General features: G+C 35.1%; 23 protein-coding genes, 1 tRNA gene and 1 pseudogene. 14 read left to right on the top strand and 11 right to left on the bottom strand.

The annotated features are described in order from the left end of the window. The first annotated feature begins 112 nt into the window (after positions 1–112). Positions 113–919, top strand: coding sequence for a DUF2163 domain-containing protein (locus tag ACJZL3_RS01100; protein ID WP_010962809.1), 807 nt, complete (start codon positions 113–115; stop codon positions 917–919). A 31-nt stretch (positions 920–950) separates the two neighbouring features. After that, a tRNA-Ser gene (locus ACJZL3_RS01095) sits at positions 951–1,037 on the top strand. Between the two features lie 106 nt (positions 1,038–1,143). Here ACJZL3_RS01095 and ACJZL3_RS01090 read toward each other — a convergent pair. Continuing rightward, a pseudogene (locus tag ACJZL3_RS01090) lies at positions 1,144–2,070 on the bottom strand (IS5 family transposase). Positions 2,071–2,429: 359 nt separating this feature from the next. Here ACJZL3_RS01090 and ACJZL3_RS01085 point away from each other — a divergent pair. Genes ACJZL3_RS01085 through ACJZL3_RS01075 form a run of 3 tightly spaced genes read left to right on the top strand, consistent with a single transcriptional unit; the run spans position 2,430 to position 5,843 of the window. Further along, a complete protein-coding gene (locus tag ACJZL3_RS01085) occupies positions 2,430–3,539 on the top strand; it encodes a PQQ-binding-like beta-propeller repeat protein (RefSeq protein WP_038228167.1) in 1,110 nt (369 codons plus the stop codon). Further along, on the top strand, positions 3,532–4,911 hold the full coding sequence (gene lpdA, locus ACJZL3_RS01080) for a dihydrolipoyl dehydrogenase (RefSeq protein ID WP_010082459.1): 1,380 nt from the start codon (positions 3,532–3,534) through the stop codon (positions 4,909–4,911). Before ACJZL3_RS01085 ends, lpdA begins: the two co-directional genes overlap by 8 nt. A gap of 2 nt (positions 4,912–4,913) precedes the next feature. Further along, positions 4,914–5,843: a tyrosine recombinase XerC gene (locus ACJZL3_RS01075; RefSeq protein WP_208571627.1), complete on the top strand. Its 930-nt coding sequence runs from the start codon at positions 4,914–4,916 to the stop codon at positions 5,841–5,843. Here the strand turns inward: ACJZL3_RS01075 and ACJZL3_RS01070 are convergent. The 8 genes from ACJZL3_RS01070 to grxC all read right to left on the bottom strand — a co-directional run bounded on the left by ACJZL3_RS01070 (position 5,840) and on the right by grxC (position 13,238). Continuing rightward, positions 5,840–7,348 (bottom strand): ankyrin repeat domain-containing protein, encoded by a 1,509-nt coding sequence (locus tag ACJZL3_RS01070; RefSeq protein ID WP_419198821.1) that lies wholly within the window; start codon positions 7,346–7,348, stop codon positions 5,840–5,842. The genes ACJZL3_RS01075 and ACJZL3_RS01070 overlap by 4 nt on opposite strands. Positions 7,349–7,397: 49 nt before the next feature. Next, complete coding sequence (gene ltrA / locus ACJZL3_RS01065; protein ID WP_419198601.1) at positions 7,398–8,645, bottom strand: group II intron reverse transcriptase/maturase; 1,248 nt, start codon at positions 8,643–8,645, stop codon at positions 7,398–7,400. Positions 8,646–8,688: 43 nt separating this feature from the next. Next, entirely contained in the window at positions 8,689–8,811 is a 123-nt protein-coding gene (locus ACJZL3_RS01060) for a hypothetical protein (RefSeq protein WP_419198602.1), read from the bottom strand. Positions 8,812–9,179: 368 nt separating this feature from the next. Next, positions 9,180–9,344 carry a hypothetical protein gene (locus ACJZL3_RS01055; protein ID WP_419198820.1) on the bottom strand — a complete coding sequence of 55 codons (165 nt, stop codon included), beginning with the start codon at positions 9,342–9,344 and terminating at the stop codon, positions 9,180–9,182. 85 nt (positions 9,345–9,429) lie between these two features. Then, complete coding sequence (gene trxB, locus ACJZL3_RS01050; protein ID WP_010962814.1) at positions 9,430–10,377, bottom strand: thioredoxin-disulfide reductase; 948 nt, start codon at positions 10,375–10,377, stop codon at positions 9,430–9,432. Next, the gene (locus ACJZL3_RS01045; protein WP_419198819.1) at positions 10,364–10,963 is read right to left on the bottom strand and encodes a peroxiredoxin; all 600 of its coding nucleotides are present in this window, start codon (positions 10,961–10,963) and stop codon (positions 10,364–10,366) included. Before ACJZL3_RS01045 ends, trxB begins: the two co-directional genes overlap by 14 nt. A 948-nt stretch (positions 10,964–11,911) precedes the next feature. After that, complete coding sequence (locus ACJZL3_RS01040) at positions 11,912–12,784, bottom strand: hypothetical protein (protein WP_070356897.1); 873 nt, start codon at positions 12,782–12,784, stop codon at positions 11,912–11,914. A gap of 115 nt (positions 12,785–12,899) precedes the next feature. Then, positions 12,900–13,238, bottom strand: coding sequence for a glutaredoxin 3 (gene grxC, locus ACJZL3_RS01035; RefSeq protein WP_007550037.1), 339 nt, complete (start codon positions 13,236–13,238; stop codon positions 12,900–12,902). 68 nt (positions 13,239–13,306) lie between these two features. On the opposite strand from grxC, the gene ribF reads away from it, so the two are divergent. From ribF to ACJZL3_RS01015, 4 genes are read left to right on the top strand one after another with little or no spacing between them, the layout of a single operon-like run. Further along, complete coding sequence (gene ribF, locus ACJZL3_RS01030) at positions 13,307–14,239, top strand: riboflavin biosynthesis protein RibF (protein ID WP_010082493.1); 933 nt, start codon at positions 13,307–13,309, stop codon at positions 14,237–14,239. After that, positions 14,236–14,712, top strand: coding sequence for a signal peptidase II (gene lspA / locus ACJZL3_RS01025; protein WP_006279329.1), 477 nt, complete (start codon positions 14,236–14,238; stop codon positions 14,710–14,712). Before ribF ends, lspA begins: the two co-directional genes overlap by 4 nt. Positions 14,713–14,741: 29 nt before the next feature. After that, complete coding sequence (locus ACJZL3_RS01020) at positions 14,742–16,082, top strand: M16 family metallopeptidase (protein ID WP_010082492.1); 1,341 nt, start codon at positions 14,742–14,744, stop codon at positions 16,080–16,082. Next, positions 16,069–17,388, top strand: a complete 1,320-nt coding sequence (locus ACJZL3_RS01015; RefSeq protein WP_010962819.1) for a M16 family metallopeptidase — start codon at positions 16,069–16,071, stop codon at positions 17,386–17,388. The genes ACJZL3_RS01020 and ACJZL3_RS01015 overlap by 14 nt, the downstream gene beginning before the upstream one ends. 9 nt (positions 17,389–17,397) lie before the next feature. Here the strand turns inward: ACJZL3_RS01015 and purN are convergent, their stop codons facing one another. Continuing rightward, positions 17,398–17,958: a phosphoribosylglycinamide formyltransferase gene (purN, locus tag ACJZL3_RS01010; RefSeq protein WP_010082490.1), complete on the bottom strand. Its 561-nt coding sequence runs from the start codon at positions 17,956–17,958 to the stop codon at positions 17,398–17,400. 304 nt (positions 17,959–18,262) lie between these two features. On the opposite strand from purN, the gene ACJZL3_RS01005 reads away from it, so the two are divergent. Then, a complete protein-coding gene (locus ACJZL3_RS01005; protein ID WP_010082489.1) occupies positions 18,263–18,679 on the top strand; it encodes a hypothetical protein in 417 nt (138 codons plus the stop codon). Here the strand turns inward: ACJZL3_RS01005 and ACJZL3_RS01000 are convergent. Next, positions 18,672–19,202, bottom strand: a complete 531-nt coding sequence (locus ACJZL3_RS01000; RefSeq protein WP_010962821.1) for a Na+/H+ antiporter subunit E — start codon at positions 19,200–19,202, stop codon at positions 18,672–18,674. The two genes, ACJZL3_RS01005 and ACJZL3_RS01000, sit on opposite strands and share 8 nt — an antisense overlap. A gap of 68 nt (positions 19,203–19,270) precedes the next feature. On the opposite strand from ACJZL3_RS01000, the gene ACJZL3_RS00995 reads away from it, so the two are divergent. The 4 genes from ACJZL3_RS00995 to ACJZL3_RS00980 all read left to right on the top strand — a co-directional run bounded on the left by ACJZL3_RS00995 (position 19,271) and on the right by ACJZL3_RS00980 (position 25,117). Further along, positions 19,271–21,313, top strand: a complete 2,043-nt coding sequence (locus ACJZL3_RS00995) for an ankyrin repeat domain-containing protein (RefSeq protein WP_265041302.1) — start codon at positions 19,271–19,273, stop codon at positions 21,311–21,313. A 120-nt stretch (positions 21,314–21,433) separates the two neighbouring features. Beyond that, positions 21,434–21,883 carry an SsrA-binding protein SmpB gene (gene smpB / locus ACJZL3_RS00990; RefSeq protein WP_007548863.1) on the top strand — a complete coding sequence of 150 codons (450 nt, stop codon included), beginning with the start codon at positions 21,434–21,436 and terminating at the stop codon, positions 21,881–21,883. Positions 21,884–21,889: 6 nt separating this feature from the next. Further along, positions 21,890–22,681, top strand: a complete 792-nt coding sequence (lgt, locus tag ACJZL3_RS00985; RefSeq protein WP_010962823.1) for a prolipoprotein diacylglyceryl transferase — start codon at positions 21,890–21,892, stop codon at positions 22,679–22,681. Positions 22,682–23,371: 690 nt separating this feature from the next. Beyond that, complete coding sequence (locus ACJZL3_RS00980) at positions 23,372–25,117, top strand: type I secretion system permease/ATPase (protein ID WP_010962824.1); 1,746 nt, start codon at positions 23,372–23,374, stop codon at positions 25,115–25,117. The last annotated feature ends 49 nt before the right edge of the window (positions 25,118–25,166 follow it).

The raw sequence follows: 25,166 nt of genomic DNA, 5'->3' as shown, positions 1-25,166 counted from the left end.
TCACCGGAATGACGCTTTATGGCTACTTAGATGATGAGAAAAGAACACACTGCCCTTATTCTACTGGCCGTATAGCTACTTTCAAATTTAATCAATTAAGCAGGAGGCCCCTATGCAAACCACACTAAAAAATCATTTAGCTGGAGAATTACTTACCACCGCTACGTGCTGGAAATTAAAGCTCGCAGGTGGAGAAGTAATGGGATTCACTGACTATGATGAAGATTTAAATATTGATAATATACTCTATAAATCTTCAAGTGGATTTACAGCCAGTAGTATAATATTAAACAGCGATTTGAAAACTGATAATCTAGAAATTGAAGGGATATTAAATAGTGCTGATATTAAAGAAGAAGATGTTTTATCAGGAAAGTACGACTTTGCAAATATTGAAATATTTCTTGTGAATTATAAAGACTTGACCCAGGGAACAATGAATCTACATTCAGGAATTTTTGGTAAAGTGACATTAAGTAGTGGAAGATTTATTGTTGAAATTAGAGGGCTTTCAGCAAAGCTTGAGAGAAGCATAGCAGAATTATACTCTCCTGCATGCAGAGCACAATTTTGCGATGATAAATGTAAAGCCGATACTAAAAAATTTAGTAAAATAAGTACAATCACTAAAGTAATAGACGAAAGAAGATTTGAAGACACGAATTTAACTGAGAGTGATGAATATTATAAGCACGGAGTAGTAAAATTCTTTGGCTCAATAGCGTTTGAAGGTGTAGTAAAAGAATATAAAAATAAAGTAGTTACGTTGTTTACTTCGCCTCCATACCAAATTTTTGCTGGAGATAAATATTCAATACTCGCAGGTTGCGATAAAACATTTCCAACTTGCAGAAGCAAGTTTAACAATACTGTGAATTTTCGTGGTGAACCCTATATACCAGGTTTTTATATTGTTTAGCAGTACAATTTTCAATATTATGAATAAGCATGGAAAGGTGGCTGAGTGGTCTAAAGCACACGCTTGGAAAGCGTGCACATATGAAAATATGTCGGGGGTTCGAATCCCCCCTTTTCCGTATGTTACTTCTAGAATAGTATAAAACCCCCGGTCGCGCACACAACTGTACGAACATTGTAATATGGTACAATGTTACAACTATGCGGTGGTAATTTACGATAAATTCATGTAGCCATTTCAAATTTAGCCATACCAATGTCAGTAAATTGATTAAGCAAATAACACTTGAGTAGCAGTTCCTTCCCACGATTAATTTCAGATTTGTTCCGAAAATTAAACCCGAATGTTTGTTTCAGTCGCGAGAAAAAACTTTCTACATAAGATCTTTTTCCGTAGTTTGTTTGCCTTTTCCACCTCTTCATTCCATCTTCGCTGTATGACTTTATTAGTCTAATTGCAGCATTTCTCTCTGCCATACTTTGGATGCTCTGCTGCATTGTTTTTTTGGAGGAATTTTTGTCTTTATGCCGCATTCATCACACAATTTATAGAGTTTATGTCTGTCATATGCTCTGTCTGCATATAGTGCTTTTATGGCATGCTGAAAATTAACTCCTTTAAGTAAATCGCAAGCTCCATAGTGATCAGACCGTTACTGTATTTTGCAGCTATGGCTTTTTTGCTGTTTATATTCAACATTACATGCAATTTTCTTGTCTGTTCATAACCACGATATTTTCTGTCAGCGCTATTTTCCTTGCTGTGTGTTGTTATAAATGCTGATGCTTGTGCTATCTATGGCAATTTCGATATCTTCCATATTATTTTTATCAATTCTGCAATCATTGATCTTAATATTAAGTTTTTTTTGAAGCTTGCGAATAGCTGATAACTGCTAAATCTCTTCCTATTTGTTGCAAATATCCTTTTATAAACCCGACTGTTTGTCTTAAGCCAATTCTAAAAAGATTAACGATTATATGCACTAAAATCACAACTTTATCACTATAAATATAGTTGCCGCCCTGCATTTTTGGACTATTTTCATACCAATTTTCGATAGCTTTATCGATGTAACGAAAAATATTTCCTCTTTTTTCTAGAAATTTGTTATATTCATGGCAGTTACTAACTCTCATTTTTTGTGGCATATTTTTCCTTAAGCGGTTAAATGGCTATTTTATAATGAATTTTGTCAGTAGCCACCAGATTTTTTCAGTTGCGATGCAACAGAGCCATCCCAGTGTCAAGCACTGGGATGACAGGAAAAGAGGCTATTTGGATGACATCTTTCTTCTTGGTATAAATTACTTTTATATCTCAATGTTCGTACAGCTATGCACGTTGCCGCATAGTGGATGAGGTGTACTACCTCTAAGAGTATACATTATCTCACATAATAATATAATATTTCGTTCATAAATCAACGTTTTTAACATGCAGCAAGAACATTTCCGTTGTAATTAAGGTTCTTAAGATGTATATTAATGAATCTTGTTTTCAATAAATAATGAAAGTAATAATTGTCATGATAATGTTATTGTGTAGCAGTTACACAATGGCAAGCGAGAGAATAAGTCTAGTGGATAAAAAACTATCTCAAGGATATGTAGCTCCAGTGCTTACAGAAGATAGCGTTATTTTATCAGACAAGCACGGCGCTTTATATTCCTTTGATATTGATAACTCAAAGGCTATGAATTGGAAATTACACCTCTCACACAGAAAAAAAATTAGTAACATGAGCCTATTGCGTCACAGAGGAAACGTTTTCTTTATAGTGGATAACGTTCTACACACAATAGATGCAAAAACCGGCGAGATTCAGTGGGAAAAAGAATTGAGAGCTCCAGTAAGAGGGAAAGCAGCAGTAATAAACAATAAATTGGTAGTATTGACTATTGATAATTATCTGTACGTGTTTGATATAAAAGATGGCAGCTTCGTTTGGACTTATCAAAACGGCATCAATGAGGTTCGAGGTTTGTATTCCATATCGCCAGCAATTTCTAATGATAAAATAATAGCACCATTTTCAAATGGTGAGTTAATAGCTTTTAATGAAGACGGTAAAAAATTGTGGAGCCAAAAATTGGCTACAAACCTTTTGGATACACAGCTCACAGATGTAACTACTACACCGAGAGTGCTTGGCGATACTTTAATAGCTACAAATAATTCTTATATTTATAGCATTGACGTGAAATCAGGAAATATTTTATGGTCAAAGTCACTGCAAGTAAAAAGTGTATCAGACATTGAGTCATATTATAGTCCTCTTATTCCTGCAGAGAAACAAAAAGAAGGCGGAAGAATTTTTATAGTTACTAAAGACGATAAAATAATTGGCCTGGATATAAAAAATGGAGAAACAGTCTGGGCATCTGATTTAATAGAAAATACGCAATTGTTTGCTCCAATTATGCATGCCCATACACTGTGGGTGACAAGCAATAAAGGTTCAATGTTTGCTTTTCCGGGATCTGAAAGTGCAGGAAAGGTAGTCAAAGTACCTGGTAATGTGTTTCACACTCCAGTGTTTACTCGCAATAAGATATATGTAACAACTGAGGGAAAAGGTGTTTATTCTTTAGAAAATAGGTTTGTTTTTTATGACTGATTATGATTTAATTGTTATAGGTGGTGGCCCAGGAGGCTATAAGTGTGCTATCGCTGCTGCAAAACTTGGATTGAAAGTTGCCTGCATAGATAAAAATAGCATTTTTGGTGGTACATGCTTGCGAGTTGGATGCATACCTTCCAAAGCACTACTTCATTCTTCCTATCAGTATGCTCACACGAAAAATGATCTGTCGAAGCTTGGCATAAAAATTAAGGATGCAAGTTTCGATTTAAAAGAAATGCTAGGCTATAAGGACGCCAGAGTTCAGGAACTTGGAAAAGGTATAGAATATCTGTTTAACCTTCACAAAATCACTAAAATCAATGGGCTTGCTTCTTTTGACCAAGGTAATCTTGAAGTTTCAGTTGAAGGTAAGGTGCTGAAGACAAAAAATATAGTAATTGCAACCGGTTCTGACGTTATTTCTTTGCCAGGAATTAATATCGATGAGAAAAGTATTATTTCATCAACTGGTGCATTATCTTTAACTGAAGTACCAAAAAAACTTGTCGTAATCGGAGCCGGGGCAATAGGGCTTGAAATGTCTTCTGTATGGAGGAGGCTAGGGTCTGAAGTCACTGTAGTAGAATTTTTTGACAGAATCGCTGCAGCAATGGATGGAGAATTAAGTAAGTCTCTACTTTCTAGTCTACAAAAACAAGGAATAAAATTTTTACTTAGCACTAAAGTTGAGGAGATAAAACAAAGTAGTAATTCTTTGAGTGTGAAAGTTTGCTCTGTAAAAGATAATCAAACAAACACTATAGAGGCGGATAAGGTATTGGTGGCAGCAGGACGCAAACCATGCACTGAGAATCTTGGTATTGATGAAAAAATAGAAAAAGATAATCGCGGTTTCGTTCAAGTTAACAACAGATATGAAACTAATGTGAAAGGAATATTTGCTATTGGTGATGTGATCGGTGGAGCAATGCTTGCTCATAAAGCAGAGGAAGAAGGAGTGGCAGTTGCAGAGATAATAGCAGGACAGTCACCTCACGTTGATTATGGAATCATACCATCTGTCATTTACACTCACCCTGCGGTTTCTTCGATTGGTAAAACCGAAGAGGAACTCAAAAATGCTGGCCGTAAGTACAAAGTTGGTAAATGTCAATTTGCTGCAAACGGCAGAGCAAAAATCACTGATGATGCTGAAGGATTCGTGAAAGTGCTGACTTGTAGCAGAGCAGATACAATACTAGGTGTGCATATCATAGGAGCATACGCTGATACGCTAATCAACGAAGCAGCAGTTGCAATGGCATATAGCGCAGCAGCAGAGGATATATACAGAATTTGTCACTCTCATCCTGATATAAATGAAGCCTTTCGAGATGCGTGCATCGATGCTTTCTTTAAAAAATAATTGTGGACCTCGGTTCAATCATTGAAAAATGGTATGAGTGGCTGAGGTGCAACAGATCTTATTCACCAAACACTTTAGAGTCATACATGAGGGACTTGAAGGATCTTATAAGTTTCCTAAATACTCACATTGGTGGAGAAGTAAATGTCGGCACTTTGGAAAAATTGAGCGTACCTGAGTTAAGAAGTTGGCTTACCTCTCGTTACGCAAGAGGTGTAAACGCAAGATCCAACACTCGAGCACTCTCAGTAATCAGAAATTTCTTCAAGTACATAAAAAATAACCACAATATAGACAATGAAGCTGTATTTTCCTTATCAAGGCCAATTCAGAGAAGAACTTTGCCCAAAGCATTATCAATACCTGATATAAAAACTTTATTGAAAGAAATGAAACTATCCGATCTGGGCGAATCTTGGGTGGTAAAAAGAGAAATTGCGATTATCGTCCTGCTATATAGTACAGGCTTAAGAATCAGCGAAGCGTTGAACCTTAGGGTTAGTGATATTAACAATGAAAGTTTAATAGTAACAGGTAAGGGAGATAAACAAAGGCAGGTATTCATTCTTCCGGTAGTAAAAAAGTGTATACAAGAATATGTAAAAGCCTGTCCTTATCTTGGCACTAATAATGAAACACAATATCTTTTTTTGGGAGTAAGAGGAAAAAAATTGGGAAGAACTTATGTGGCCAATCGTTTGCAAAAAATAAGGAGAATGTTAAATTTACCAGAAATTTTATCTCCACATGCATTTCGCCATAGTTTTGCTACTCATTTGCTTCAGGAAGATATTGACATAAGATCAATACAACAACTGCTTGGTCACTCAAGCCTGGAAACTACTCAAATTTACACTCACCTCAATTATCAAGATGTTTTTAACATGTACAAAAATTTTCAGCAGGGCCTGGAGAAGAAATCAAAACTTTAACTTCGTTCTAAACCACCAAGCTGAGTGCTTTCAACATCACTAAGTATTGTGTTTGCTTTATATAAACTACAACATCCTAATAAAAAAAAAGCCAGTGCAACTGCTGTAAAGAAAGCACTTATTATCCCTGGATAATCTTCTATTACTAAACATGCAACAACAGTATATACTCCAAGCAATATAAAACATGCAGAAGCGTAGTTGCTCAGTTTTCTACCAGAAGAAATTGCTTGCGAGGATTTTTCGTTTTTATTACTACGGAGCAGTCTATTTTCTGATGAAAGCCTATCTCTTTCTTCCCTTACTTGTTTCAAATCTCTTTTTAATCGTGAAATTTCGACAGTGTCGCTTGCTCTTCCATACACAATTCTATTAAGTCGAGTTACTTCACTATTTAGATCATTGATTTTTGTTTTTTGAGCCGATTTTTCCTGCCTTAAATCTTCTTCTAACTGTGAAATTTTGTTAATGCCTCTCGTTCTTTCGCGTACGACCCTATCCAGCTCTCGTTCTTTTTCTATGAGTTGAGCTTTCGTTCTTTCAAGTTCACCTTTAAGTTCTTGTATAACTTGCTCAGAACCTACCGGTATATCATTCGTACTTGCCAAAGGTTGTAATGTATTTGCAGGAAATTTTTCATTTAGATAATTTGTAATAGATTCGATTGGATTATTAACACCCCTCAATGCAGCAGTAACAATTGCATGACTCATGAAGCAATTATCTTCTACTAATTTTTTTACATCATCTAAATCTTTTTTATTAATAGTAGCGGTTAATCGCTCTGTAATGGCTTGTTCAATTATTTGCTTCACCCACGAATTTTGCTCTATAGCTTGTATTGGCTTTATTTGACTAAAATCTAGCTCTTTATGTTTTAAAAGTTTTGTCAATACTTCTTTGTTATCTGATGTTATTCCTTGTAAACATGATTGAATAATTAAGCTAAGCGGCGTTTCTATTTCTTCATTTCGGCTTCTTTTCCAGCAATTAGGGTTAAACTCTTGATTTAATGGTCTTTTCGCTTGGTAAATGTTTCTGCTAGAAAGAGCACCTAACAACTCGTTTGCTTTTTGTGCTTTTTTAAATTCTAATTTTATTACGCGCTCAAATCCTCTTGCAATACAATCTTCAGGGCTTTTATATTCATAATTTTTGATATCAGTTTTTATATCTGGGTGCGTGAGCAATATTTTTACCACATCTTTAGCCCCAACTTGACAAGCAATATGTAAAGCTGTGTCTTTGCGCATATTAGATGTTGTTATAAATTCTGATATTTCACTTTGTGTACTAGGATCATATCTCGTCCGTGTTGTAGACACAGATTGCTTACTCTGAGCATTAATATTGATACTTCTGTTTTGTATAAGCAATTTAGCCATTTTCTCTAACGTAGCCTGTCCATCACCGCTGACAGCGCAGACATTGACAATAGACATCAAAGGTGTCATGCCCTCCTTATCAAACGCATTAAGGAGAGTAGACCAGTGGAACTTCCCCACCAGTCTCTCGCAAAACTGTACGTAAACCTCTTGATTTATACAGCTTCCATTATTCAGCCTTTTGGCCTAACCCTAGTGTCCAGTGATAGAAAATATCCGGAGACCTCTTTCTCACCTTTCCTAGAAATTGTCTTGCTAGTCTTCCGTGACTCCTGAGTCTCTTATATTTCCTTTTCACCCACTTTTCTAGATGCCGCTCTATATTCTTTAGAGATTTGTATACTTCAGTTCTGTAAAATTTGCCATAGTACTGATACCAGCCTCTGACTATTGGATTTACTTTTCCTGACATCTCCTCTAATGTTATATGCGTATTTCGTAGCATTTTCCATGACCTTATGGTTGTAGTAATCTTTTTCTTGGCCTTGTTGCTAATTGCTGGGAGAAATGAGACAAAATATTTCCCTATTTTATTTCTTGCTAACCTGGGTCTGAATGTGTAACCCAGAAAATCAAAACTTTGTTTAGGAAATCCACCACTCCTATTGTCATCCTTACAGTACACTATCTGTGTCTTTTCAGGATGTAATTTCAACTTATACTCAGCCAATCTTTCTTCGATCATTACTTTCACAAACTCTGCCTGTTTCTCTGTTCTGCAGTGCACTATCGCATCATCCACATACCTCTCAAATGGTACCGTCGGGTAGTTCTTTTTCATCCATATATCAAACACATGATGCATGAATATATTAGAGATGATTGGGCTAACTGAACCTCCTTGCGGAACTCCTTTATCCCTAACTACCTTACTGCCATCTGCTTGCTGAATGGGGGCTTTCATCCACCTCTCAACATACAGTATGACCCATTTGCAGTCTGTGTGCTTTTTGATAGCTTGCAATGCCAAGCCGTGGTCCAAATTGTCGAAAAATCCAGATATATCAAGATCTATCGTCCAATCGTACCTCCAGCATCTTTTACGAGCTGTATCTACCGCATCCAGTGCAGACTTATTTGGTCTATAACCATATGAATCCTCATGAAATTTTGGTTCTACCAGCGGCTCTAGATACATAGCAGCAGCCGTTTGCCCTATCCTGTCGAATACTGAAGGAACACATAAAATTCTTTGCCCTCCTGTATCTTTTGGTATCGCAACAGCTTTTACCGGCTCTGGAAAATAACTTCCGGATGACATCCTATTCCATAGTTTGTACAGATTATCTTTTAGATTTTCTTCAACCTTTGTTATCGAAACCTCATCCACACCAGCAGCACCTTTATTTTTCGATACTTGTTTATAAGCTCTCCAAATAAGTTGCTTTGATATATCAAAAGACTTTGTTTTACTCATTAACTCCTCCCTTTCGGTTGATAAATCATTAAAACTAAATAACTCAGCCCCTTCTCTCGATTTCCATTACAGAAACTTCTTCACTACTACGAGCTGATCCGCCCCTGTTTTTCGCATCGGTACTCTCATCCTTAGAGTTTAGCTCCTTGGATTTCTCCCTTATCATCGAAACGACAGGTTCCCGTAGTTCCACACAATAGCCTGAAATGGATTCATGCCACCTTTATGCCGGACGCCATCTATCCAGTAAACAAGCTCCCGATAGATTTATCCCAGGTTACAAACGACCCCCTGGTTTTGACGTCATTTAAAAGGTTTCGACACTTCATCAGTGGTTCACTTTCGTTCATCTCTCTATTCCTTACATGACATATAATTATGCCTTTTCCATAACGCTCACTACCTTGGCTCTTTACCAAAGCAGCTTATGGTTGTTTGAAGCCTGCTCTTGTAAACCGGCTCCGAGGGACCTACCCTCATCTACTGTGCAGCTTTTGCACTTAGTTTGCTCTTACTTGAACATTCTTTGTATCTCTACGGCACACCATCCGCACCTTCTTTCAGAGCTTGTTTAAAAGCTTCCGGGTTTTCGTTATCAATAGCCTTAAATAACTTTTGTGTTGGTTCATCGAGCTGTCTTGAAGTTGTCTGATTATATCTATAACCATTAGTATTTATCCCATCCCCTCCATAAAGCATATTAAACCTACCTAATAATTTACTAATATAATTATGAAAAAGAAAAGGAAAATTGCAAGCGATTTATTCAAAATCCTAGAATTAACTACGACTCTAAAAACTTTTCTGCATCAAGCGCAGCCATGCATCCTGTTCCTGCTGCAACTACTGCCTGACGATATACCTTATCTTGAACATCACCTGCAGCAAACACTCCTGCCCTACTAGTTAAAGTTGTTCCAGGTTTTGTAATGATGTAACCCTGCTCATCCATTTCAACAAAGCCTTTAAAAATACCCGTATTTGGTGCATGCCCGATTGCAATGAACACTCCATCCACTTTTAATTCTTGGGTTTTATCGATCTCTGCTGATTTAATCGCAATACCAGCAACCCTTTTTGGATTTTCTTCTCCAAGAATCTGCTCTACGGTATGGTTCCACATTACTTTTATTTTATCATTTTTAAAGAGCCTATCTTGCATTACTTTTTCCGCTCTTAATTTATCACGCCTGTGTATTAATATCACTTCTTTGGCAAATCGAGTTAAAAATATTGCTTCTTCAACAGCAGTGTTTCCACCACCAATCACAGCTACAACTTTATTCCTAAAAAATGCACCATCGCAAGTCGCACAAGCTGAAACCCCATAACCCTGAAATTTCTTTTCACTTTCTAAACCAAGCCACTTCGCTTGCGCACCAGATGCAATGATAATTGCATCTGAATAGTAGTCATTGATATTACCAGAAGATCTAAATCTATACTCATTAAAGTCCTCAAGTTGTTCAACGCTTTTTATCTCATCATCTATTATTTTTGCTCCAACCTTTTCTGCATGAAACCTCATTTGCTCCATTAGTTCTGGACCCTGTATTGAAACAAAACCAGGATAGTTTTCAACATCTGTAGTAATTGTAAGCTGACCACCAGGCTGCATTCCCGTTACTACAATTGGCTCTAAGTTTGCACGTGCTGCATATATAGCGGCAGCATAACCCGCTGCCCCAGATCCAATAATAAGAACTTTTGTACTAAATTTATAATTCTTCACTGTATGAGTTTAGATAATCAGCTACTCCTTCATCGCTTGCCTGCATTGCTGGCTTACCTTTCTTCCACCCTGCTGGACATACTTCACCATGCTCCTCATTATGTTTAATTGCATCAACGATTCTAACGAATTCATCGATATTACGCCCTAAAGGCAAATCATTTATCGATTGATGACGTACAATAAATTTATCATCAATAACGAAAGTTGCTCTCAGCGCAATTGAGTCATCATATAAGACCCCATAGTCTCTTGATATAGACTTTTTGATATCAGACACTAAAGTGTAGCTAATCTCTCCAATACCACCATCATTAACTGGAGTGTTTCGCCATTTATAATGTGAAAATTTTGAATCTACACTTATTCCTATCACTTCAACACCACGCTTTGCAAACTCATTTATTCTATTATTGAGCGATATCAATTCAGTTGGGCAAACAAAAGTAAAATCAAGTGGATAGAAAAAAAGGACAGCATACTTATTTTTTATGCGCTTACTCAGACAGAAATCATCAACAATTTCTCCTTCAGAGAGAACAGATGAAGCAGTAAAATCGATAGCAGATTTTGTTACAAGATTCATAATTAACCTATTCTTTTAAAATAACTTTAATTTTACATCTTGATAAACTTATATGCAAGTTTTCTTTGGTTTTAGTCCTATAAAAACTTCCTAAAATAGCTCTTCTTTTTTACCGATAAGATACAATCCAGGTTGGAATACTGAGTTGGTGAGTATAAAATTCTACGTCATGCCACCGCGAACCGTCATACCGCCACGGTATCTCAGCCGCTCACAAGTAGCGGGATGACGAGCTTATCGTCATGCCACCGCGAACCGTCATACCGCCACGAACCGTCATACCGCGATTCATTCGCGGTATCTCTAGATCCCGCTAACAAGTAGCGGGATGACGGTTGTCGTTTAGCTATAAATGTTAAAAAATTTGCCAAACGAAAAAAAAGGCAAAAGAAGCCCCGTGGTTGGCTAATTACTTACATTATACTTTCAAGTATGGCGTTTTTTTATTCTAAACGTTTAATAACCGCGATTCAGTTGCTTTTAAGCCGCAACTAATCTAAATTATAAACATTAAGAAATTTACTAAACAGAAAAAAAGGCAAAAGAAACCCTAGGGTAGCTAGTTATTCACTATCCATTTTTTAAGTTGGCGTTTTTTTATGTTTTAAATGCTTTATAAGCGCATTTTAGCTTATATTAGGTAAAAACCTAGAAGTTTTATAAAGACATAAGGTGCACATAGTGCAAAAAATTAAACATGAGACGCCAGATACGTGAGTTTTTTTGTCATTTAATCTGTACAGAGAAGATAAATAAATAGCTTCAGTTTTATGATAAGGGAGTTGGCGGAGTTTGTCAAGTAAGTTTTTCGCTTCTGCGGGCTACTTGAATAACGGCTACAATGTTCATACAGCTATGTACATAGCTGGAACCCAAAAAAAGAACCAAGTAGCCAAGCTACTTGGATGACAGAAGGTAATATAAGAAGTCTATTGGCTCTCGTATACCTTAGTGAAACTTAACAAGTTTATCTATAGTTTTAGTGATGATTCTTGGAGTATCCGGAGAAACTGCTGAGCTCAGCCTATTTAGTCGCTCTATAGCAAACTCGCTGTTCTCATTTGTTATGAAATCACATAAAATATTTTCTATATCCTTAGTAACACTTTCATGCTTCCTCAGAGGATGATTATGTGGATACCTATTGATGGTTCTGATGCTAGAATACTCAACAAAAGCTTGATCCTTAAAAGCAAGTTGTCTCAATTTCTCTTTGAATTTTCCTTCTTCCTCTTTTGCTAAAAGGCGAGACTTTATCAGTGATTTTATAATCAAATTTATAGCTTGATGCATTTCAGAATGCACTATAACTTTAATGGTATTTTCTTCTACTATACAATCATAAATACTTTTTTCGCTCTTTAGTGACTCTATAAGCGTTCTGCTATTTTGTGAATTCAATTCCAAATTCTCTTCACTCATAGGAGTTATTATGAAGGTGTTCTTACTCACTCTGATGTTAAATTGTGGAGAGCCTTCAGAAAAGGAAAATGCTACATCCTTAAATTCAAGTGCATGATTGTATGCAGCAAAAAGGGTGTGTGCTATAACACTGCTGGGCACCTTCATTCCATGTTTACTCAGGTGGTTCAATACATTTTCAACCTCATGATATGTAAAGTCTGTATCTTTTAGCAATTCAACAACTTCTATGCCGTTGTGTTGTTTATACTCTATTCTCACTTCTTCTGTAAAAAGTGTTTTAGCTGCTATATGTTTATCAAGCACTGTGAAAATCTTGATGAAATTCTCTAAATCTTGTTTGTTAACTAATTCGATACTAATTAAGTTTCTGCTAATAATTGAAATATTTTTTGTCATTTTTTCCCACTAAAAAAACTCACTGAATGAATTGTATTTTTAATTCATTAAGAATTGTTTAAAGTGAGCATACTAGTTTTCATTTACGTATTACACGACAAAACAAGATAAAAAGTTACATAAAATCATCATGTGGTATAACACACTCTCCACATTCATCATTGCTGTTTGTGTAGGTTGTGACATCAGTGTGATTGTCATTATTATTTAGCATATCATCCAACTTTCCTTCTTTTTCAAGATCCATCAATTTGTCACACCCCCCAATGTGCTTATCGTTGATAAAAATCTGTGGAACTGTTCTAACGTTATACTTTGATTTTATGTCGTTAAATAGATCTGAGTTTTTGAGCACATCAATTTCTTCATACTTCACACCTTTTTTATCTAGTAAATCCTTTGCCCTTATGCAGTATGGACAGCCCTTCTTTACATATATCACAACATTTTTCACAATTTATCTCCGTAGCTTACTAAAATATAGTTATTATATATAAGAAACATGTAAAAACATCAAATTGTATGAAAATTATTTATAATTGTGAGCAAGGAATAGAAAATAATATAGCACTAACCTTCGGAAATTTCGATGGCATTCATTTAGGACACGAGTTTGCAATTTCTACTCTAAAGAAGGTAGCACAAGAAAGAGGATTACCCTCTGCAGTTTTAACTTTTGAGCCTCACCCATCAACTGTTTTATTTGGTAGAAACAATTTTAGGTTAATAGACCAAGAACAAAAAAAGGAACTAATCAGCAGCTATGGTATAGATTACTTATATATTATTAATTTTAATAGAGGTTTTTCTGAGGTTAGCTGCGATGACTTTATCAGTGAGATTTTAATAGATAAATATGGCGCTAAACACATAATTGTCGGAGAAAATTGCACTTTTGGTCATAAACGATTGGGTAATATATTAACTCTAGAGAAATATTCTGAAATATATGGATACTCTTTGACTAAATTAGAGCCATTAACAATTGACGGCAAAATTTGCTCTTCTTCTTCAATAAGGGAGTATGTACAAAGGGGCGAAATAGAAATTGCTAATAAATTGCTCGGCAGGCCTTATCAAGTTTCTGGTGTTGTGACAAAAGGTGCATGTAGAGGTAGAGAAATAGGATTTCCAACCATAAATATTCCTATAGAAGATTGCATGATAAAACCTAAGTTTGGCACATATTACGCTAGAGTGACTTTTCCTGATAGTAATCCAAATTGGTTATATGGAGTAGTCAATATTGGTATGAGACCTACTTTTAAGGATCTGAAAAAGCCTATAATAGAAATGCACATATTCGATTTTGATGAAGACGTATATAGTCATAAAGTCAATATACAACTTTTAAAATTCATAAGGTCAGAAAAAAAATTCCATAGTATTGAGGAGTTAACAAAACAGATAAATTATGATATACTTAAAGTTTATAGGTTAAAGGCAAATTTATGAAAAAGTTATGCTTAGTTGTTATATTAATTATAGTATTGATTGACCAAACGAGCAAATTGTACATAAACTCATTGATTGATGAAGGAGAATCAATTGAGATCGCTAGTTTTATAAAACTAGTTGAAGTTTGGAATTCAGGTATTAGTTTTGGAATGTGTAGCGCTTTACCACATGGCGGTTTCTTTTTTTCAGCATTTTCAATACTAATAATTGGTATACTTGCATATTTGATATACAAGTCTGACGATCAGTCAACTTACCTTGGTTTTTCTCTGATGATTGGTGGAGCAATCGGAAACGTAGTTGATAGGATCTATTGGGGAGCTGTATATGATTTCATATATTTTCATATTGATGATTGGTATTGGCCAGCCTTTAATTTAGCAGATTTATCTATAGTTTGTGGAATGTTTACATTGTTATATAAGTGGTATATATACGATATGCTTATTTCTAAACAAAATGAGGAATAAAATAATTGTTTTTATATTAGGTCGAAATAATGCTTCATAAGTTTTTTAGTTTTCTTATACTACCTGTACTTTTTTTTACTTACCCAATTTCTTCGAATGCTTTAAACATAGAGCACAACATAAAATATACTAAACTCAGTAACGGACTAGATGTTTATGTTGTTTCTAATCATCGGATTCCAGCCGTTTTACATGCAGTAATATACAAAGTTGGGGGAATGGATGATCCAATCGGCAAAGCAGGATTGGCTCACTACTTTGAACATTTAATGTTTGAAACTACAGGGAAGTTCACAGATATAGAAGCCACTATGAGTAGCATTGGGGCTCAATTTAACGCATTTACCACTAAAGAATATACCTGTTATTTTGAGTTGATCCCCAAAAAAGATTTACCACTTGCAATGGAAGTTGAAGCAGATAGAATGGGCAGCTTTAATGTTACTCAAGACAAAATAGATAGAGAAAAAAACATCGTATTAGAAGAAAGAAAGATGAGATTTGATAACCAACCTCATAACTTGTTATGGGAAGAAATGGATAGTGCATTTTACCGTACTGGCTATGGTAGGTCTGTTATCGGCTGGGAGAGCGATATCAAAACTTACAATTTGGATGACATAACGAGGTTTCATGATAACTATTATCACTCCGGCAATGCAATATTACTGATTGTGGGTGATGTGGAACTTGATGAAGTAGTGAAATTAGCAGAAGAAAAATATGGCGAAATTAAAGCTAAGCCTGTAATGAGAAATTACCCAAATCAGGATCCAGTGCATAATGCAGGTCTATCGGTGACCTTAGAGAGCACTGAAGTAAAAGAATCAGTTTTATATTTTCGTTATCGTGTTCCCTTATTTGATCACATAAATGAAGCCTCTGCTGCTCATTTAGCGGTTGACATTTTAGGTGGCGGCAAATCCAGCAAACTGTATAAAGATTTGGTTTTAGATAAAGATGTGGCAGTATCAGTGTTTGCTTATTATAATAGCCTAGCTTTTAGTGATGGCTACATTGATATTATGATAATTCCAAAAAGTGGCGCTAATTTAGATATTGTTGAAAGAGAGTTAGATAATGCTATTAATGGCTTCGTATCTAAAGGGGTGACGAGCGAGGAATTACAAAGCTCAAAATATAGGTATAAGGCAGCACAGTTTGATAATCTATCTGACTTAACTCATATAGCGATGTTCTATGTGCCACACCTTGCACTTGGTATTCCACTTGATGAAATAGATATTTCATATAGCAAGATTAATGATGTCAATCTAGAGGATGTAAATAATAAAATCCGTGCTATTTTTTCTGCTAATAAGTTAATTGGTCGTTTATTACCAAAAGGAGATAATAATGAGAATAAGTAAAATTATATTTCTATTTTTTTTCTGTCTAGGCTTTAATTTACAAGCAAGTGGTAACCTAAATATAGAGGAGGTCACTACCCGTAAAGGATTTAAGTTTTTATTTGTAGAAAATCATGATTTGCCAAAAGTTTCACTAAATATATCGTTCAAGGATGCAGGTTATGTGTATGAGAATAAGGAAAAACAGGGGCTTGCTTGGTTTACTTCTCTTGTAATCCAAGAAGGGGCAGGAAAAAATGATGCCAAAGATTTTGCGAAAAAGCTTGAAGATAAAGGGATTAGTTTAAATTTTATTGCTGATTTAGAAGCATTTAGGGTTTCATTAAATACTTTGTCTGACAATCTAGAGGAAGCAATTTCATTACTGAGCGATACTATAATGCGTCCTAAAGTTGACCCTGAAGGGTTGAATAGAGTTTTCGAGAAAGCCAAAGTTGATTTTAATAATCTTGAAAAAAATCCTTATTTTGTTGCTGGAAAAGAATTAGATACGTTATTGTTTAAAAAACATCCTTACTCAAAAAGTGTGTACGGTACTCTTGATACTATAATGAGCATTACTAGAGACGATGTTTTAACATACATAAAGCGTAATTTTGCTAAAGATAACATAGTTATCAGTGTTGCTGGTTGTACAAAAAAAGAAGAAATTATTACGCTATTAGATAAATATTTATCTAAATTGCCGTCAAAAAGATCAAAAGTTAGAAAAATACCTGTAAAAAATAATTTTGGTTCTGCAGAAAGTAAGAATATTTTTATGGATATACCACAGAGTGTGATACTTTTTGCTCAAAAAGGTATAGCTTATGAAGATCCTAATTATTATAACGCTGGTGTCTTAATTGATGCACTTGGTGGCATGAGGCTGAATTCAATATTAATGACAGAACTGAGGCAAAACTTGGGTATTACTTATGGTGTTTATGCAAGTATTATTTCCAATAAACATGGAAATATTATATCTGGATTTATAAGTACTGATAGTTCTACTGCTGGCAAAGCTATATCAGCAGTAAAAGATACATTTAGCAGAATAAAAAAGCAAGGAATTGACGAACAATTGTTCAAGGATGCAAAAATTGGCTTGGTAAATAATCTTGTCCTTTTCCTGTCCAATAACACAAATACAGCAACGCTGCTAGATAATATGCAGATAAATGATCGTGATGTTAACCGTATAAATAATTATGCGAATATCATTAATGATGTTAAATTAGAGGAAGTAAACGAACTGGCAAGTTCTTTACTGGAACCTGAAAATTTATTTTTTGTTGAAGTTGGAAAAAACGCTCAAGGTCAATAATTATTACAGTCATATATCTTCTGCTATTGACCTTACTGCTTCTACATAACACTTATGCTCCTCAGCTAGAATGCGTTCTGAGAGGCTTTGAATATCATCAGCTGGTAACACTGGTACAACAACTTGAGCAATTATGGCTCCAGCATCAACTTCAGGAGTGACATAATGTACAGTACAACCTGTAATTTTTACACCTGCTTTTAGAGCTTGCTCTTGAGCGTTTAGGCCTTTAAAAGACGGAAGTAAAGAGGGATGAATATTTATCACCTTGTTATGCCATTTACTCAGAAAATCAGCTTTGAGAATTCTCATAAACCCTGCAAGGCAAATTAAATCAACCTTATGTTGAACAAGTATTTCGTGAATTTTACCAGCATCAAGCGGTTTATCTTTAACAATAAACGCTGAGATTCCTGCTTGCTCTGCTATTTTCAGACCAGCAGCTTCGCTATTATTTGTGATAACACATGCAACTTCTGCGGAAAAATTCTGATCTTGACATGCTTCTATTAAGGCCTGCATATTCGACCCCCTACCTGAAATTAGTATTCCGAGTTTTATCTTTTTCATTATAGCACAGTTAGTTTAGAATTTAGTTAATACTAACAAAACAGCTCAAAAGGAAAACTTATTTTATAGCAAAGAAGGCAGACTAAACTCTTTATATAAGTGGACCTCTAATTTTGGACCTCACTGGACAACACAAAATAACGAATAGCCCCATGTACCCAGCTAAAACTAGCTTTAATGCTTAGATATTGTGCTATTTTTGTATAATATACTACTATAAGTATATATTTTTGTAATCGCGTTATTATTTATTTAACAAAGTATTAGTATAATTTATTACACTGGATTAAATGGAGAAAGTTCAATGAGTAAATTACCGAACAATGCAAAAATAGGTAAATCTCAGGTTACTCAGTGGGAGGTAATAAAAAATTGTGAATATGCTGATAATTGCTTGTCAAAAATAGTAACTTTGTACGTTATTAGAATAACTCAGCTATCAGATTTTTATACGAGTGACGAACCTGAAATTAACACTGTTTTAGCAAGAATAAGCGTGACAAGTGAAAATGTATTTTTAAACAAGGCTACTACTATTGAAGTTATGGAAGGTATTTTTCCGTATAAATTCAACAGCAAGAAGAGAAATAACGTATTAAGGTTAGAAGATTTGTATAATTATTTATGTTCTATTGTTAACAATAGCCTTCCAAAAGAAATGCTTGAAAGTCTTGTAAGGGAATATAAGGATGCTGTTAACTTATTTAAAGCAATTACTTAACTGAACGTAGTATTTTTAAGATTTTATTTTCTATTTCAGAAATGCCGCTTTCAAGATCTTTATCTATCAAATACATGGTAGAGAAATATGTTTTCTGCTTACTTTCAACATTGATAGTTAAAGTTCCGGGAGTGATTGTGACTGAATTGGCAAATAACGCAATGCTTTCATCATTATGCCCTTTGCATTTTCTTAGAATAATGATTGGCTCAAGCTTAGATTTGAGTTGTAGCACCTTTTTTGTTACATAAACACTTGATAAAATGATTTGGTACATTAACCATGGTATATAACTTACTAACTTATAAAACGACAGTCTACTCGTACTATTTAAAATCTGGCTAAGAGCTCTTTCAGCGTTTATCAACCTTCTAAAGATAAACGATGTGAATATAGAGGAAAACACTCCACAAAAAATAAAAAACGGCTCAAAATAACCAGACAATACAGTCCATAGAACAAATAAAATTATAAATGACAGAGAAAAAAACTTGATTTCCTTCCTAAAGTTGAGGTTTTTCATAGTCTGTAATATAACTTAAATGACTCTTTAAGGAAAGATAATAACGAATATTTAGGTTCTTGACTTCTATGTTAAAAGATATAACAACTAAGTTATGTATTTTAAGTGAGGAAGTTATGAAATATGACAAATTTATGGAAATATTAAAAAAAATAAATGACCTTTCAGATTTGAGCAAGGACAATATAGTTGAAAAAATAAAAGCTAAGTTACAAGAAGAAGATCCAGATTTATGTCAAGAGTGGGAAAAGAGTAAACCTGACAACGATAGTGGATCTGGCATAAATTACATATTTACTATATCTCGTGGTCAAAATTCTAAGGAAGTCAAATTGTTACATCTTGCTTCTTATTGGAACTGTGCAAATGTAGCAAAAGCTCTGATTGAAAACGGGGCAGATATTAATGCAGAACATGATAATAAAATTACTCCTTTACATATTGCTGCTCACTATGGCCACGAAGATGTAGTAACCATTCTAACTGGAAAAGGAGCAATTGTTGATGCAAAAAATGGTGATGGATGGACTTCTTTACATTTTGCTGTTGAAAAGAACCACGAAAATGTAGTAAACACTCTAATTGGAAAAGGAGCAAATGTTAATGCAGAAAATGATAAAGGATGGGCTCCTTTACATCTTGCTATTACAAATGGCCACAAAGAGATAGTACAAGTTCTATCAAAAGCAGAAGGAATCAACGTTGATGCAAAAAATAGTGATGGGTGGACTCCTTTACATCTTGCTGCTGCAAATGGCCGCGAAGATATAGTAGAAACTCTAATTGAAAAAGGAGCAGATGTTAATGCGAAAGATCATTATAAATGGACTCCTTTAACATTTGCTTCTCAAAAAGGCCATGAAGTGGTAAAAGGAGCTCTATTAAAGGCACAAGAGAACATCAAAGCTTTGCATTCAGCTGTTAAACATAATAATGAGGAGGAGGTGAAAAACCTATTAAATAAAGGAGTAAACGTTAATGCAAAAGATGATGATGGATGTACTCCTTTACATCTTGCTGCCAGAGAGGGCTGCGAAGATGTAGTAAAAACTCTCATTGCAAAAGGAGCAAATGTTAATGCAGAAGGTATTGTGGACGAGACTCCTTTACATCTTGCAGCCAGAGGGGGCCATAAAGATGTAGTAGACATTCTAATCGCAAAAGGAGCAACGGTTAATGCACAAAATAATAAAAGATATACTCCTTTACATATTGCTGCTGAAAAGAACCACATAGAAGTAGTAAAAATTCTAGTTGAGAAAGCAGATGTTAATGCAGAAGGTATTGAGGACAAGACTCCTTTACATCTTGCTGCTGCAAAGGGCCATAAGGATGTAGTAGAAACTCTAATTGCAAACAAAGTAAATGTTAATGCAGAAGATGATGATAGATGTACACCTTTACATCTTGCTGCTGAAGGGAACCACATAGAGGTAGTAAAAATTCTAGTTGAGAAAGCAGATGTTAATATAAAGGATGCTGATAGATGGACTCCTTTGCATGTTGCTGCTGCAAATGGCCACGAAGATGTAGTAAAAACTCTAATCGCAAAAGGAGCAAAGGTTAAGGCAAAAAATGGTGATAGACGTACTCCTTTACATCTTGCTGCTAAAAATGGCCACGAAGGTATAGTAAAAGTTCTGCTAGAAGCTGGAGCAGACCCTTCATTAAAAGATGTTGATGGAAAAACGCCAAGAGACCTCACTAAAGATCAAGGTATAATTCAGCTTTTAGAGGAAGCGGAAAAAAAGCAAACGTTAAAAAATGAGAATAAAAAAACGCCAAAGGATCTTACTGAAAATAAAGATGTAATGCAGCTTCCAGAGAAAAAGGAAGAAAAACAAATTGGAAAAAATGCAATTGTGAAAGAAAAAGAACAATCTGCAAAAAATGCAATTGTAAAAGGTGTTATTGTGTGTTTTGTAACTGCAGTGATAGTTGGTGTTGCACTTGCATTTGCTACTGCCCTATCTGTACCAGCAATAATTGGACTAGCTGCAGGATCTGCGCTCATAGTTGGTGCTGGTCAATATATAATGTCAAAGCCTAAACCTGAAATGAAAGAAGTAAAGGAACCTGTGCCTAGAGAGACAGAAAAAGCACTTACTTGATTTTTGTTATCCTGTTGCTATCAGACTAGCCTGGCACCTTATATTTATTGGGATAACTGTTTTATTATGAATTAAGTCAAAAACTCTGTAATATATTGAAGCTTAAAGATATCTTTAGATATGGAAGTTATTGCAGAAAATAGGAAAGCAAGGTTTGAATATTTCATCTTAGAAGAATTTGAAGCGGGTATGGTCTTATTAAGCAGTGAAGTTAAATCGCTAAGAGAAAGAAAAGTAAATATTTCCGACGCCTACGTTGTTGAAAAGAATAGCGAAGTATGGCTGCACAATATGCATATTGCAGAATATAAAGCTGCGAACCGAAAAAATCATAAACCAAAAAGGGAACGTAAATTACTCTTGCATAAAAAGGAGATAAATAAACTAATTGGTCAAATCAAGACTGCTGGGATAACTGTTGTGCCGCTTTCGGTCTATTTTAACGATAAAGGATTTGCAAAAACTAAAATTGCCATTGTAAAAGGAAAAAAACTCTACGATAAGAGAGCAACCATAAAACAGAGAGAGTGGGATCGTGAAAAAAGTAGATTGTCTAAGAATAATTTATAGCAAAATATGTCTTTAAATCCAGTAATTTTCAGCATCGGTCCTGTTTCTATATATTGGTATTCCTTAGCCTACGTTTTGGGTATAGTGTTTGCATATTGGTATTTACATAAGCTAGATGACCAAAAAATATTTACTAAGAATTTTTACGATTCGTTATTAACAGCCACTATTGTAGGTATTATCCTTGGAGGTAGACTTGGCTACGTATTGATATATGATCCAGTTCTTTATATAAGCAACCCTATTGAGATATTGAAGACCTGGGAAGGAGGGATGTCATTTCATGGTGGTGCTATAGGAGTTTTGCTTGCAGTAATAATTTCGTGTAAAAGACATAATATCCCTACATTTTATGCACTGGACCTAGTTTCTTGCGGAGTTCCCATAGGTTTATTTTTAGGTCGCATAGGCAATTTTATAAACGGAGAGTTATTTGGCAGAGTTACAACTATGCCATGGGGTATGGTATTTCCAGAGAGTGGTGATAATTTGCTGCATCATCCAAGCCAGCTTTATGAGGCACTTTTTGAAGGACTGCTACTTTTTGCAGTTGCAAATTCACTGTTTTTCTTAACTAGAATAAGACTGTATCACGGTGCGTTAACTGGTATTGCAGTTATGTGGTATGGAATAGCACGTTTTTTCGTTGAGTTTTTTCGCGAACCAGACTATCAAATTGGCTATTTGTGGCTTGATTTAACTATGGGGCAGTTGCTTTCTATACCTATGGTTTTGCTAGGAATGCTTGTATATCTAGGCGCATTAAATTTAAAATTTAATACGAAATCTGTCACATAGAGAAAAGGTAAGTTCAATAGAAAAATGTAGCCAGAAGCCCCACATTATGCACAATTGTACGAATTTTCTGCGTTGCAGTAGAATGAATCGGTGGGCTTTGTTGCATCGCTAGCTATGATGGATTAAAGATAAAAAAGGTGGAGAATATCAGTAGCTTATTATTCTGGTATTTATAACAAGAACGGTCAGTGAATACCTAAATTTGAGTAAAAGAAATTTCACTACCACTCACTAATCTGGCTAAAATTCAAGAATTTCAATGCTTTAGCTATTTTCAATAGAATTAAATTTATTAATATAAATAACAAATTACTATTCTTAAATTTGATCAGATTGATTGCAAAAAAACAAGATTTTCAATAAGTTGCTTATAATCCTAATTATAGTTAGCCTTTCATAAGTAGCGATGCAACAAAGCCATCCCAGTGTCAGCTACTTTCATGACACCATTTGCTGTGCAGTTTACCTTCAAAAATGAATGTTCGTACAGCTATGGAATGAATCGCGGTATGACGTAGCTTCGCTATAGGCAATGAAGGAAATATTAACTATACTTCTTTTTACCATTGTTTATATTTCCTATTCACATATATTAATATTTTACTCACTTAAAGTAAGCTAACTACCGTTATTAATATTTTTGTAATAAAAATTGTATATGGTGCATGTAATCAAATTAAGAGGAAGATTGTGGAAATTACGCCATCAATAAAAAAAGAATTGAAGCAAAGTACTCTATATGTTTGCCTAGAAAAATGCAAAAGTGCATTTTGGTTTATCTTTTGGTTTAGTGCGGGAATCAATTTATTAATGTTATTCCTACCACTTTATACCTCTCAAGTGCTTGATCGGGTGATATCGAGCGAAAGTGTATCAACACTAACTATGCTGACAATTATCACTTTATCTGCATTTGCATGTTCTGCAATGCTTGAAACTTGTCGATATTTAGCCATGGCAAAAATAGGTGATTGGATCGATAAAACTGCAACACCAGATCTGATAGTAAGGTCAATCAGGCTAACGTCAGTGCAGAGCTCAACTTCAAGTGGTGAAGCAATACGAGATCTCGGAGTGATAAAAAATTTCATTACAGGAAATGGTATATTCTCACTGTTTGATACTCCATGGTCGTTAATTTACCTTGTTGTGATTTTCATGATACATACCTCCACGGGGTTTATAGCTATTACTGGAATTATTATATTAGTCTCTATGGCAATATGGAATGAACTTGCCACTAAACGAATATTACAAGAAACCAACGAAGAAACTATACGGAATATCAATGCTATAGATGTTGCAACAAGAAATGCAGAAGTGGTTGAAGCTATGGGCATGTCAGAATTCATAGTCTCTGATTGGTGTAAACGAAATGATCAGAACCGAGCAATGCAAATTAAAGCACAAAATCGCTCTAATGTAATTACTGGAATCACTAAATTTTTGCGCTCAACTCTGCAAATATCAGTAATTGGAACAGGTGCATTACTTGCAATCACAGCTCATAAGACTGCCGGTAGCATCATCGCTGCTTCAATTTTAATGGGTAGAGTATTAGCACCATTTGACGCTGCGGTTCATACTTGGAAGTTTTTAAATCAGGCTAGAATGTCATATGGAAGGCTACAAAGACTTATATTAACATCGCCAAAAAGAGAGCAAACGATGGCTCTACCAGAACCTGAAGGAAAATTGGAATTTGATAGAGTATTTTTTACTCCTTATGGAAGCAATAAGCCGACAGTAAAAGGAATATCATTCATTATAGATCCTGGAGATGTAGTTGGTGTTATTGGTGCAAGTGCTTCTGGTAAATCCACTATCGCAAAATTAACTGTTGGTGTATGGAAGCCAATATCTGGTGTAGTCAGACTAGATGGCGCTGATGTATATACTTGGAATCGAGAAAATTTTGGTAATTATGTTGGCTACTTACCTCAGGATATTGAGTTATTTAACACTAGTGTCAAAGCTAATATTGCTCGCATGAGGCCAGATCCAAATCCTGAAGAAATAATCAAAGCAGCAAAAATTGCAGGAATACATGAACTAATACTAAGCTTACCAAATGGATATGATACAACAATAGGAGGTCCTGGAGGAGTAACGCTCTCTGGCGGCCAAAAACAGCTTCTTGGACTTGCCAGAGCTTTTTATGGTCACACAAAACTTTTAGTACTTGATGAACCAAACGCTAACTTAGATAGCAATGGAGAGGCATGCTTAATTAATGCAATTGGCATTGCAAGAAAACAAAATACTACTACTGTTATCATCACTCACAAGCTACCGTTATTGTCCGTAGTTGATAAGGTGATCCTCATGTCAGATGGTATCATTTACGCTATGGGACCAAAAGATGAGATTTTGAGCAAATTAGTTGCTCCATCATCAAGTACCACAGAAGATGAGCGCTCTTCAGCAAATGGTTAGTTTACTTACAATAAATTCTGTATCTGAAATAACAACTGTTCCAGAAAAA

The organism is Wolbachia endosymbiont of Rhagoletis cingulata (assembly GCF_048537655.1).
In the GTDB taxonomy this organism is placed as follows: domain Bacteria; phylum Pseudomonadota; class Alphaproteobacteria; order Rickettsiales; family Anaplasmataceae; genus Wolbachia; species Wolbachia pipientis.
The sequence above is the reverse complement of the archived record's forward strand: the minus strand, read 5'-3'. Positions and strand labels throughout refer to the sequence as shown.